Source organism: Clostridium saccharoperbutylacetonicum N1-4(HMT) (assembly GCF_000340885.1).
GTDB lineage: Bacteria > Bacillota > Clostridia > Clostridiales > Clostridiaceae > Clostridium > Clostridium saccharoperbutylacetonicum.
Window position 1 is genome coordinate 3,053,134 of the sequence record NC_020291.1, and the last position, 13,589, is coordinate 3,066,722.

At 28.9% G+C, this 13,589-nt stretch carries 13 protein-coding genes; all 13 read left to right on the top strand.

Features of this window, described 5'->3' with window-relative positions; translation table 11 throughout:
- The first annotated feature begins 9 nt into the window (after positions 1-9).
- Complete coding sequence (locus tag CSPA_RS13720; protein WP_015392901.1) at positions 10-1,314, top strand: TolC family protein; 1,305 nt, start codon at positions 10-12, stop codon at positions 1,312-1,314.
- Positions 1,315-1,627: 313 nt separating this feature from the next.
- Entirely contained in the window at positions 1,628-1,900 is a 273-nt protein-coding gene (locus CSPA_RS13725; protein WP_015392902.1) for an EsaB/YukD family protein, read from the top strand.
- Between the two features lie 2 nt (positions 1,901-1,902).
- Positions 1,903-3,078 carry a HesA/MoeB/ThiF family protein gene (locus tag CSPA_RS13730; RefSeq protein ID WP_015392903.1) on the top strand — a complete coding sequence of 392 codons (1,176 nt, stop codon included), beginning with the start codon at positions 1,903-1,905 and terminating at the stop codon, positions 3,076-3,078.
- Entirely contained in the window at positions 3,078-4,823 is a 1,746-nt protein-coding gene (locus CSPA_RS13735) for an FHA domain-containing protein (protein WP_015392904.1), read from the top strand. Before CSPA_RS13730 ends, CSPA_RS13735 begins: the two co-directional genes overlap by 1 nt.
- Positions 4,824-4,841: 18 nt before the next feature.
- Positions 4,842-5,666, top strand: a complete 825-nt coding sequence (locus tag CSPA_RS13740) for a S1C family serine protease (protein ID WP_015392905.1) — start codon at positions 4,842-4,844, stop codon at positions 5,664-5,666.
- Positions 5,667-5,684: 18 nt separating this feature from the next.
- Entirely contained in the window at positions 5,685-6,482 is a 798-nt protein-coding gene (locus CSPA_RS13745; protein ID WP_015392906.1) for an RING finger protein, read from the top strand.
- Between the two features lie 31 nt (positions 6,483-6,513).
- The gene (locus CSPA_RS13750; RefSeq protein WP_015392907.1) at positions 6,514-7,299 is read left to right on the top strand and encodes an RING finger protein; all 786 of its coding nucleotides are present in this window, start codon (positions 6,514-6,516) and stop codon (positions 7,297-7,299) included.
- 6 nt (positions 7,300-7,305) lie between these two features.
- Positions 7,306-8,325 (top strand): LysM peptidoglycan-binding domain-containing protein, encoded by a 1,020-nt coding sequence (locus tag CSPA_RS13755; protein ID WP_015392908.1) that lies wholly within the window; start codon positions 7,306-7,308, stop codon positions 8,323-8,325.
- Between the two features lie 331 nt (positions 8,326-8,656).
- On the top strand, positions 8,657-8,929 hold the full coding sequence (locus CSPA_RS13760; RefSeq protein ID WP_015392909.1) for a hypothetical protein: 273 nt from the start codon (positions 8,657-8,659) through the stop codon (positions 8,927-8,929).
- A gap of 175 nt (positions 8,930-9,104) precedes the next feature.
- Positions 9,105-10,262, top strand: coding sequence for a stalk domain-containing protein (locus CSPA_RS13765; RefSeq protein WP_015392910.1), 1,158 nt, complete (start codon positions 9,105-9,107; stop codon positions 10,260-10,262).
- Positions 10,263-10,383: 121 nt separating this feature from the next.
- Positions 10,384-10,875, top strand: a complete 492-nt coding sequence (locus tag CSPA_RS13770) for a sigma-70 family RNA polymerase sigma factor (protein ID WP_015392911.1) — start codon at positions 10,384-10,386, stop codon at positions 10,873-10,875.
- Positions 10,862-12,064, top strand: coding sequence for a hypothetical protein (locus CSPA_RS13775; RefSeq protein ID WP_015392912.1), 1,203 nt, complete (start codon positions 10,862-10,864; stop codon positions 12,062-12,064). Before CSPA_RS13770 ends, CSPA_RS13775 begins: the two co-directional genes overlap by 14 nt.
- Before the next feature lie 131 nt (positions 12,065-12,195).
- On the top strand, positions 12,196-13,386 hold the full coding sequence (locus tag CSPA_RS13780; RefSeq protein WP_015392913.1) for a D-alanyl-D-alanine carboxypeptidase family protein: 1,191 nt from the start codon (positions 12,196-12,198) through the stop codon (positions 13,384-13,386).
- The last annotated feature ends 203 nt before the right edge of the window (positions 13,387-13,589 follow it).

Here is a 13,589-nt window from a genome sequence, read left to right on the forward strand (position 1 = left end):
GAAAATATAATGAAAAAAATTTATAAAAAGGCCGCTGCTATTGGAGTTGGATTAATTGTGATAAGCGGAAATATAGTTCCAGCTTTTGCGGAAGAAACATCAAAATCATCTGAAGCTATAGTTAAGCAAACAATAACAACTCAAAATTACGGACAAGCTGTTGATGGCAAACCAATTATTACATTAGATATTATTATTAAATCCGCTATTGATAATAGTGATAAATTAGCTTTAAAGTCTAAAGAAATAAGTATGTATAGAAATAAGATGGATCTACAAGATAAAACAAATGACTTTTATGAAAGTATTGGACAAAAAAAATATGATTTTCCCTATGATAAGCTTGAACTTCAAGAAAAGCAAACTAAGCAATCAAAAGATTTTTTAGCAGATCAAATAGCTAATGATATTACAGGAAAATATAATGCAATTATTTTAAAGCAAATAGATTTGAATAAGGCAAAAGATAATTTAGAAATCAAAAATAAAGAATTAGCTGATGTAAGAACAAAGGTAAGTGTTGGCATGGCTACTGATAATCAATTAAATGACAAAGGAATTGAAATAAAAGCTTTGCAGGATGATATAAAAGCAAAAGAGGATTCACTAAAAAATGCTACTGATTATCTAGGTGTTTTAACAAATTTTAATTTATCAAATTACACCCTAGATCAAAATATTGAATATGATGTATTTAGAATTGAAGGTTCAGAAGAAGAATACTTCGATGATAAAATTGATACTTATTTAAAATATAATGATGAAATGATTAAGCTTTCAAAAGATTATCTAAAGGAATTAAAAGATGATGGTATAAAAAATATTTTGAAAAATGACATTCCTTCAATACCTGATAAAACTAAATTTGCAGGAGTAGATAAGACTACAGGAATACCTAACTTTGATTCTAATGGGTATGCTTTAGCACTTATTGGTTATATGCAAAATCAGCAGATATTTTTGAAAAAATTAGATGCATATGGTTCCTATTTAGATGGCCAATATAACTTGGAAGAATCTAGGGTTAAAATAGATGATGCCAGAAAGAATCTTAAAAATGGATTAAAAGAATGTTATTCAACCTTGCTTGATTTAGAAAATAAAATAAATACAGTAAAAGAACAAATAAATTCAGCAAATACTAAGCTTACGTATGCAAAATCACAAGTTGATATAGGTATGATGACTGAAAATAACTACAAAGCTGCAGTATTAAAAAGTAAAGATTTAGATACTTCATTAAGACAATTGATTAATACTTATAATACTTTGAAGGAGTCTATTCAAAAACCTTGGATCTTAAAAACTAAGTAAAATAATATAGGGGATAAATAAAATCAAACCAAACTATAAATCCTAACTTTATAGTTTGGTTTGATTTCTCTTAAGATATTTAATTGAGTTATGGTGGTAATAACCATAGTATATTATAACTAGAATAATTACAATTTAATTACAAGGTATACTTTAGTATAATATTCAAAAAAGCATTTTGATTATATAATGAATAATAGAAAATATGATAATAATAAGATTATTTTAAAAGAGATAATTATTCTAAAAAGAATATTATCTCTTTTAAATATGAATGAGTTATTAAAAACTTTTGAGAGGATATGATTAAATTATGGGAAAAATTAATGTAGTAATTGTTGACACAACAGGAAATAAGGAGAGAAAGGTAGGATTACCTGACGATATTAAAATAGGAATTATAATGGTTAAACTTGTAGAGAAAATCAAACTTCCTTCAATAGGGCCTGATGGAAATCCAATTAGTTATAAATTTATTCATAAGGTTTCAGGAAGGCAGCTCTTAGAAACTCAGACACTTACAGATGCCAATATAAAAGATGGTGATGTTTTAAGATTACAACCAGAAATAACTGCAGGTGCATAACTATGGAAGATATATTAAATTTAGATATTAATGAAAATAGGTATTCACGATTTGAACTTATACCTTGGTGGAATCAAGAACTTCTACATAATTCAACTATAATGGTCGTTGGTGCAGGAGCAATTGGAAATGAACTTATTAAAAACTTAGCTTTGCTAGGGATTGGAAAAATATTAATAGTTGATATGGATAAGATTGAACAAACTAATTTAACACGGTCAATCTTATATCGTATGAGTGATATAGATAAATATAAAGCAGATGCAGCAGTGGAAAAAGCTATGGAGATAAATCCAGATGTTACGGCTATTCCATTAAAAGTTAATGTAGCTACAGACATAGGGCTTGGAGTATTTAGAAAAATGGATATTATTTTGGGAGGTCTTGATAATAGAGAAGCACGCCTTTCAATTAACCAAGCTTGTTATAAGGTAAATAAACCCTGGATTGATGGAGCAATTGAAGTATTAAATGGATTTGCTAGAGTTTTTGTTCCACCAGGTCCATGTTATGAATGTACTATGACAGAAACTGATTGGAAGTTAATTAATAAGAGAAAATCTTGTGCCTTACTTACACATGAACAAATGCTTGAGGGCAAAATCCCAACAACTCCAACTTCCTCTTCTGTTATAGCTGGAATTCAAGTTCAAGAAATGCTTAAGTTGTTACATAATGATAGAAACTTACCAACACTTGCAGGAAAAGGTTATGTTTTTAATGGCTTGACTCATGATTCCTTTGTAGTTGAATATCAAAGAAAAGATGACTGTATGAGCCATGATACCTTTGAAGTTATTAAGGAAATGCCTTGGTCTGCAAGAAATACTTCCATTAGTGAAATGTTAAAGCAGGCAAAGGAAGATTTAGGTGAGGAAGCAATTTTGGAATTCGATAGAGATATTGCAACTACTGCAGCTTGTGTTTGTGGAAATTCAAAAGAAATATTTAATGTGGTAAATAAGCTGAAAAATAGAGATATTATTTGTGAAAAGTGCGGAAAGACCATGAGATTTGAGACGATCCATTCTATTTCTGGAAATGAAGAATTTTTAGATAAAAAGTTATTTGATATAGGAATTCCGTTGTTTCATATTATTAGTGCAAGAAGTAGATTAAACTATATTCATTATGAATTAACAAGTGATAAAAATGAAGTTCTAGGAGGTCTATTTTAATGAATGCAAGGTTAAGAAGAATTACAGCAGATTATGAAGAAATAAAAAAGAATTTTGATGGACATAAAAATATAATTGTTGAGCCTATTGGAATTGAACCAGCTGAAAAATATAAGGTTACATATTATATAAATGGGATTTATTTAAATGGAGAAGGAAAAATTGAAACTTTAAACAAGCATGTTATCATGATTACTTTACATTCAGAATATCCAAGATATAAGCCTATTTGTACTATTGAAACTCCTATATGGCATCCTAATTTTAAAGATGGACAAATTTGTATTGGTGACATATGGGGAGCTGGTGAAGCCTTATCAGATATTGTGATAAATATTGGGGATATGATTCAATATAAATCATGGAATTCATTTAGTCCACTTTCTGCAGATGCAGCAAAATGGGCAATCGAAAATAAGCATTTGTTTCCAGTTGGAAATATAGATTTATGGACAGGTGAAGAAATTTCTGAAACTCAAGCTTCAAATTTTGATATAGATATACTAAGTGATGATGAAGCAATAGAGGAAGAAGAAAGTTTTAATGTCGTAGAATCATTGCAAGCAGAAGAAAAGGTAATAATTGAAAATAATGAAGATAGTGAAATAATTGAAAATGGATTAGAAATAGCTACAACACTATTAGAAGAAGCACAAGAAAATGATTTTGATATTACAGAAGAAGAACTTGAAGGGATTGAATTTGTTCCAGCAGCAGCCAGACTGCAAAATAGTCAGCCTGTAGTTACTAAAGAGAAAAGAATTAATTTTAAAACGATATTTTTTAAAGGAATTTTATATGGATTAATCGGTGGAATAATTGGATGGATATTATCAGAACTTGCTCCTATTAGTTATGAAAAAATACTTGCATTCAAGGGATATACTATCCATGGCCTTGCAAGAGATTTTGCTTTAGGGAAAATTACCAGAGAACAATATTATTCAATAAGAGGAACAGCTGTTATAATTGATTCTTGTTTATTTTCTTCAATTATTGGAGGGACAATTGGTGCTTTCATGGGAGCTGGTGAAGGATTATATTATGGATCAAAGAAAAAAGCTCTTAAATATGGATTTATAGGACTTGTAGTTTCTCTTCTTATTGGATTAGTAGGTGGCTTTTTAGGACAATTATCATATACTTTACTATTGCATGATAATAGAAATGCTTCAGAGATTTATGAAGGCTTTGCTAGAGCTATTGGATGGGCTGTTTTAGGAACAGGAGTTGGAGTATCAGTTGGGTTGATTAGAGCTGAAAAAATAAGAATAATTAATTGCTTATTAGGTGGGATTATTGGTGGATTTATTGGTGGTTTTCTATTCAATTTCATAGCAGAAGGTTTTAATATTGGTGAATTTGATGGAGGAATAGTAGCAAGAGGTATAGGCATTACAATCATGGGAGCGTTGATTGGTCTTGGCATAGGTATGTTAGAGCAATTTGCGAAAACTGCATGGTTAAAGGTAGTGCGTGGCGAGTTTGAAGGAAAAGAATATCTTGTATTTCAAGGGATAACAAGCATTGGAAATAGTGGAAAAAATACTATTGCTTTATTTAAAGACAAATTAGTTGCTCCAAAACATTGCGATATAGTTCAAGAAGGAAATAAATATGTAATTATAGATAAAGGTTCACCATCAGGAACCATTGTAAATGGTATGAGGATAACAAGGCATGTATTAAAAAAAGGAGATGCAATTTCAATTGGAAATTCAGTTCTTGTGTTCAATACAAAATAATTTTAAAAGGAGAATGGCGTGAGAATTAAAAATGTAGTTACAGTTTTTATTTGTATACTTTTAATGAGCAGACCTGTTGCTGCTATGAATTTTGTCCCCGAAAATCTTTATAATTCAGTTACAGTAATTTATACAGATAAGGGAATGGGAAGCGGCTTTGCAATTGATAAAAATACAATCATTACTAATGCACATGTGGTTAACGGGTTCAACACAGTTACAGTAAAGTTATACAACGGGAAAAGTTGTGTTGGTAAGGTTTCGAAAATTGATAAAAATATTGATTTAGCTTTAATTCAAGTGGAGGAAGCTTTAACACCTCTTAAACTTGTTTCTGAAGATAATATTGCAATAGGCAAAGAGGTATATGCAATTGGAGCACCTGAAGATATTCCATATACGATGACTAAGGGAATAGTTTCAGCGAAGAATAGGAAAGTAAAGAATCATGAATATATTCAAATCGATGCTTCAATAAATTCAGGGAATAGTGGTGGACCTCTTATTAATGAAAATGGAGAAGTTATTGGAATAAATACTATGAAATTATTAGATGCAGAAGGAATTGGCTTTGCAATAGGAACTTCAACTATTAATAACTTTGTTAATAATACTGTACCTGAAAGCAGCAATGCTAATAATGATCAAGAAGAAGATAATAATTTAAAACAAAATGATATAGAAACTAATTATAAAAAAGTCTTAGCAGAAAATGAAAAGCTAAAGATTATTATTATGGTTCTGGCTATATTACTAGTTATAGCAACGCTGGTAATAATAAAATTACAAATTAAGAAAAAGCAAAAAAGTAAATATGATTTTGAAATAGATATTTATGAATAAAAACAGGGGGAGATGAAGATGGATTTTACAGGGAAAATATGCCCTTACTGTAAAGGTGAGTTTAAAGAAGATGATGAAATTGTCCTTTGCAGTATCTGTGAAATGCCCCATCACAAGGAGTGCTGGGTTGAAAATCAAGGGTGCACAACCTTTGGCTGTACAGGAACTATTATGGGAGTTGATAACTATAGCGGAGAAGCAGTTTGTAAGAGATGTGGAACAGCATATATTGATGGACAAAGATTTTGTAGCTACTGTGGAGGAAATCTTTTAGACAATGGATTTGAAGATTCATCGCAGTTTGGATATTCTTATGGAAACCAGCAGACTTCGAGTAATACAACACAACAAAATTCATTTAACATAAATTACGGCTCACAGAATAAAGTAGATGAAAAAGAAGATATGCGTAAATTTATTGGAGAAAAACAAATTTACTATGTAACGAAATTTGATAACCTTGATTATTTTAATAAAAAATTGAGTTGGAACTGGGCTAGTGCATTTTTTGGTATGTATTGGTATCCATATAGAAAAATGTATAAGATTTCTATAATTTATTATATATCGAGTCTTATTTTTGGACTAATACCTGGTTTCTCAGGAATCTCAAGATTGACCTTTTTCATTTTATCTGGGATGTTTGGAAATTACTTGTATAAACGTCATGTTGAAAAACATCTTGAAATAGCAAACGCTATGGATAATTATATGAAGCAAGATTATCTATTCAAAAAAGGAGGAACTAGTACTTGGGCTGTATTGGCAACTATAGTAATTACAGTAATTATGCTTAATGTGATTGCAGGTTTGTAGTGTTGGTTTTATTAATAAATGGGAGGGAATAATGTTGAATTATATAGGGAAAATATGTCCATATTGCAAGGATGAATTTAAAGAAAATGATGAGGTTATTAGTTGTAGTGCATGTGAAATGCCTCATCATAAAGAATGCTGGACACAAAATCAAGGATGTACAACTTTTGGCTGTACAGGAATCATTACGGAAGCTAATGATACTTTAGCTGAAAAATGTGGAGAAATTTATGAAGATGGAAAAGGTATTAATACTGCTATAGGTAATATGAATTATAAAGATCAGCAGCAATATGATAATATCTCAAATAATTTAAATAGCGGCAGAAATATAGATGAAGAGATATATACACTTATTGGAAAGAATCAGGAGTATTTTTTACCAAAGTTTGAAGAATTGAATAATAGAAAAAGTAAAATGAGTTGGAATTGGGCAAGTGCATTTTTTGGAGCATACTGGTATGCATATAGAAAAATGTATATAACTCAAATTTTATATTATATAGCATTTTTTTTGTATTCAATGCTTCTAAACATAATTATGATTATGTTATTACCAGCTGGATTTAATAGAAATAAAGATCCTTTAGCATATTCAACATTTGAACTTTTCAATTTTGTTGTACCTTTTTTACTATCAGGTTTTTTTGCTAATTATATTTACAAATGTCATATTGAAAAACATATTAAAAGAGCAGATGATATTGAAGATTGTGAAAGGGAAAATTATTTGATGAATAAAGGCGGAACTAGTGGATTAGCATTAATGATTTTTTTAATTGTCAATGTATTTATCAAAATTATGTTTAGGGGGTGAATTTAAATGAAAGAAATTGAAATTGTAGAAGATGAAAAGATTAATGCTTCTAATGAAACGATTAAGTTGCCTGATAATTTTATCACGATTGGAGAAACGGACGTTAATGATGTAAAAATTTATATTAAACAAGATGTATATAATGAAATTGAAAAATTTTCAAAAGCAGACACAACTCGTGAACGTGGTGGAATTTTAATAGGTGATTATGCAGAAGTTAATAATAAAAAAAATGTTATAATTTCAGATTTCATTGAAGCAAAGTATACAGATGCTACTGCTTCAACCTTAACATTTACACATGAAACTTGGAATTATATTCATAATGAACATGAAAATTTATATCCAGATAAAAAAATCTTAGGCTGGCAGCATACTCACCCTAGTTACGGAATATTTTTATCGAATTATGATATCTTTATTCAAGAGAATTTTTTTAATCTTCCCTGGCAAATTGCGTATGTGGTTGATCCAATAGCAGGAACAAGAGGTTTTTTTCAATGGAAAAATGATAAAGTTGAAAAAACAAATAGCTTTTATATCTTTGATGATATTGGTAAAAAGCTTGAAATAAAGCTTGATAAGTCAAATAAGAGTAAAGGAAAATTGAGTTTATTTTCTTTAATAACTTTTTTTATATTAGCTAGTGTATTGGTATTTACAATATTTGAAGGCACTGAAAAAATTAATTATGAAGAAAAACAAAATGAACTGCTTATAGCTAATAATCAGCTAACAACTGAAAAAGATGAATTAACAAAAAAGCTACAAGAAAGCAAGGAATTAATAGAAAAATTACAACAAGCTGAAAATACACCAAAGGAAAATAAAAAAACAGACGAAGTAGATAAAGATATTTTAAAATTAAAGCCTTATACAATACAAGCTGGAGATACATTAAATGAAATCTGTAAAAAGCATAATCTTGATTATGATAAAAATAAAGCTTTGGTATTAAAAATAAACGGAATAACAAATGAAGATAAAATTTATGTTGGAGAAAAATTGTATTTACCATTAAGTTAGGAGAATTCGTTATTGAAGAGAATTTTTTGAGGCAACCGATGGAACACCAAAAGACTTGAAACATTCTAGGCATTCAGATATAATTGATGATCATTTAGGGGGTGGTATTGCAAAAGTTAGTTGGAAAAAAGATGTTAAAAAAATTATATTAGGGATTTTTGTATTTTTAGAAGAGTAAGATTAAATTAAAAATATTAGGAAAAGCTGAGTTGTTTAAATTTAATAGCTGTGAGAACGTAGAATTTAATAGTTAATTATATATTAATTTGTAATGATTAGAAGGAATTTAGCATTTTATGTATAATTATATATATGAAAGGGGTAGGCGTTAATGGAAGAAATAAATATTAGGAAAGTATTAAACATGTATAAAATGTTTAGTAAAAGACAACGTGAGGTATTAGGGAAACTTATTGAAACAAGAGAAAGTTTTACATTTGAAGATTTACAACAAGCGCTTCAGGATGATCCAGAAGCAAAAGAGATTTTGCAAAAGATACATTTTGTTGCAGATGGAGAATATGAAAAGGCAGGTATATCTAAACCTGCATCTAAATCTGAATCAACTGATAATAATGTAAAAGAAATAAATTTAATGATGTGAAAAAATTGAACTCTAGAAATAGAGTTCTTTTTTTGTTCAATAAAATAATCAGTTTAATTTAGTATAATGATTAATTATTTTTTAGAATTTATTGCAACACTTTTCTGAGCTCAATTGTATTATAAATAGAAAAATAAAGAAAAAGGTTATATAACTTAGAAGGAGAGATAAATTTATGAAAAAAGCGATGATTAGTTTATTATGTGTTAGTACAATTATTGGAGGAGCAATTCCGGTATTTGCAGCTGATAATCAATTAGATAGTGATACAATGCATATTATGAGTGATCCAATCTTGATTTCAACTAATGAAGGTATTAATAAAGCTAATGACATTATTATAGAAGGTAAAAATATAGATCTAGGAAAACTAAGCGTTGTTATTAAGGATGGTAAAGTTTTAGTGCCTCTAAAAGTTACTGCTGAAGCTTTAGGTTTTAATGTTAATATTGATAAAGATAATAACGTTGCATTATTAGATAAAGATAGAATAAATGCATCCATAACAATAGGAGAGGATACTTATTACTATTCAAACTTGATTGGAAAGGGAAAAGATGTGGTTTGTGGTAAAGCAATTGGTACAGGAGCATCACCTATAATAATTGATAATGAAGTATATGTTTCAATTAAAGTATATAATTCATTACTTAGAGATGAAAAGGCTATAGGAAGCTTTTGGTGTACTACAAAAGATGGACAAAATATTTATGTTGATAATGGAAATATCGTTATAGGCTGGAAATTAATAAATAATAAATGGTATTATATGAATAATGATGGAACAACCAAAAAGGGATGGATAAAAACAAATAGTAATTGGTATTATGTATATGACAATGGAGAGATGGCAGTTAATACTACTACACCAGATGGATATAAAGTGGATAAAGACGGAAAATGGGATTTTGGAAAACAGATTCAAAAATTAGCGATAGATGGGATAGCAAATCCAATAGAGGAATTTAAAACTATAGAAGATGCTCAAAAAGTTTTAAAGTTTAAAATTTTAACACCAAAAACAATACCTGAAAAATATAATGTGAAATATATTAGTACTATTTCAAAACAAACCTTCCAAATTTGCTATAGTAATGGTGATAACGAAATTTTGTTTAGAATAGGACAAGGAATTGAAAATATCAGTGGAGATTATACTGAGTATAAGAACAATGATATAGTTAAGGTAAATAATAAAGATATTAAATTAAGTGGAAATGATGAGAGTGTAAAACTTGCAACTTGGAAAGTTAATGAGATGTCATATTCTATTTTGGTTAACAAAGGAATGAAAAAAGATGATATTATTAATGTAATAAAGAGTACTTTTTAGTATTGGTTAAGGTTTATAAATACAATTTAGGGGTGGACAAGAATACTAATTAAAATTAATTTGGGCCTAGATTAATTTTTAATAGTTTCTTGTGCGACAAGATGGAAGGATGAGTTTTATAATGAATGTGGTTTCATTGCGTACGGATGAAATTATCTCACAAGATTTAGATCATTATGGAAATATGCTGCTGAGACTTGCATATTCATACATGAAGAATATTTATGATGCAGAAGATGTGGTACAAGAGGTATTTGTACAGCTACTTAAAAATATAGAAAAGCTCGAAAGCGATGAATACAAGAAGAATTGGCTTATTTGTGTTGCAAGAAATATCTGCAAAAATAAATTAAAATCTGCATGGTTTAAAAAGCATGTAGAGTTAACGGAGATGCCATATTATGATGAGTACAAAGATAGTAATGTACTCAATAAGGTTATGCAGCTTCCACTAAAATATAGAGAAATTATTTATTTATATTATTATGAAGATTATACAACAGTGGAAATTGCAACTATAATAGACAAAAAAGAGGCAACAGTACGTTCATTGCTAAGCAGAGGAAGAAATATTTTAAGAAGTGAGTTAAAGGAGGAGTATGATTTTGAGTAAGAAGTATAAACAAGAATTAGATAAAATCGTTATGAGCGAAGATATGAAACAAAGAATACTCAATAATGTCCTCAATAATAATATAGAAGCCAAAGGTATAATACCAACAGTTGTAAAACCTATAAAGTTTAAAAGGAACATGCAGCTGGCAGCAGCTTGTTTTACAGTAGTAATATGTCTAAGTGTTGTTAAAAGCCATCCTGAATTATTTAAACCTGAAACTAGCAATATAAAACAAAATCAAGAGATTAGTAATAATGAGGAAAATAAAATTTCTAGTAACAATGAAGAGAATAAAACTATAAATAATAGTAAAGTACGTGATACAGATGATAATAAAAATCATACATATGATAGTGGTTTGGATAGTACAAGTGATAATGCTGGTTCTGGAAAACATGAAAATTTAAAGACTGATATTAGCAGAAATGCTGATGATAAAAAAGGTACTACAGTTAAAAATGAAAATAGCAATAATAATAATTTAGATAAAAAAGAAAATCAAGTACCAATAGAGAAGAAAGATAAAAATCCAAATGTCTCACAAGTTAATTCTAGTATAGCACCAAATACAAATAAAGAGCCACAAACTAATGAAGCTGCTCCAACAGAAAAGGCTAATGAGCCAGTAGTCACGAGCTCAGCCCCACAAACTAATGAAAATGGTAAAGAAGCTAATAATGAAAGTTTGGAAGATAGTTCAAAGGAAGCAGCTGACAATGAAAATAAGGAAAAAAATATGAAGAGAGAAAGTGATGATGAATCAGATTCTGCTCCTAAGTTTATGATTTCTACCTTTTCTTCAAAAGAATATAAGACAATAGAAGAGGCTGAAGCAGCAGCAAAGCTTCAAATAAAACCAATAGATACATTACCTAAAGGATTTAATAAAGATAATATTAGTGTTATTGCAGATACTACAATACAAGTGGGATATAGCAATGGACAAGATTTTATTACTTTTAGAGCTGGTAAGGACAGTGAAAATATCAGTGGAGATTATAATGAATATACAATTAAGAAGACTACTAAAATTAATGGAATAGACGTAAATTTAAATGGCAATAAAGATAAACTATATAATTTAGCTACTTGGAAAAAGGATGGCATATCCTATTCAATTTCTTCAACCAATGACATTAATGAAAATGAAATGGAAAATATGGTAAAAAGTAGTTTAAATAAGTAGTATCAAATACAAAATTGGAATTTTGAATTAAATGTAGAGTAAATTTCCTGTCTTTATTTTGAGGAATTTAGGGTTGCTTGTAATATTATTTCTTATTATGGTAACACTAATCTTTGAAAGGAGGCAGGGAAATGAAAAATAAAATTGAAAGATTTTTATCTTGCATATTGATATCTATTCTTACCATTTTATTAATACCAATGCAGCTAGTTTATGCAGCACAACCAGAAGATAATAGTAAGGCTGAAGGAACGAATATTGAAGCAAGATCAGCTTTATTAATGGAGCCTATGAGCGGAAAAATAATTTATGAAAAAAATGCAGATGAAAAATTTGCACCAGCTTCTGTAACAAAAATTATGACTATGCTGTTAACCATGGAGGCTGTAGATAGTGGCAAAATAACTATAGAGGATAAAGTAACTTGTAGTGAAAATGCTAAAAAAATGGGTGGAAGTACAATGCTTTTGGATACTGGAGAAATTAGAACTGTAGAGGAATTATTAAAAGGTGTAGCAATTGCATCAGGAAATGATGCAGCAGTTGCGCTTGCAGAATATCTAGGAGGTACAGAAGCGGATTTTGTCAATATGATGAATACAAGAGCTCAAGAGCTTGGAATGAAAAACACAACTTTTAAAAACTGTAATGGTCTTCCAGCAGATGGGCATTTATCAACTGCAAAGGACATTGCTATAATGTCTAAGGAATTATTGAAACATCCAAAAGTCTTAAAATATACAGGAACTTATATGGAGACAATATCTGAAGGAAGAAAATCACCTATTGAACTTGTTAATCATAATAAACTAGTAAGATTTTTTGAAGGCTGTGATGGATTAAAGACAGGTTTTACAGATGAAGCAAAATACTGTATCAGTGCAACAGCAACAAGAAATGGTGTAAGGATGTTATCAGTAATTATGGGAGCACCTACATATAAAATTAGAAATCGTGATGCCGGAGTATTACTTAATCATGGATTCTCAAAATATGAAGGTAAAAAGCTTATTTCAAAAGATGAAGATGTAGATAAAATTTTTATGGATGAACAAACTGATAAATATTTTATGGCAAAAGCTAAAAATGATTTAACTGTTATATTACCTAAGGGGGAAAGTAAAGAACTTGAAAAGAAAATCGTTATCGATGAATTAAAGAAAGAATATAAAGTCGGAGATATAGTTGGGAAATATGAAGTATATTTAGGTAATGATAAAGTTGGAGAAATAGAAGTATATTGTGATAGGGATATTAAGAAAGGTAATATATTTGATAATATTAAATACAACATCAAGAATCTTTTTGAAAAAGGTGTTTAAGTTAAGCGTATAATATTCTCTTTCAGTAAAATAGAATTTAATATGGATAATGTTTTATGGACTGTCTTTAATAAAAGTATATAATATTTGAGTAAAGAATTTAATTTTTTCTTAATGTATTGTATAATGGTTTAGTTTAAGACAGTTCATATTTATTGTTTTTAAGGGATTTTTAATCTTTCTTGTCTTGAAGCATATTAATT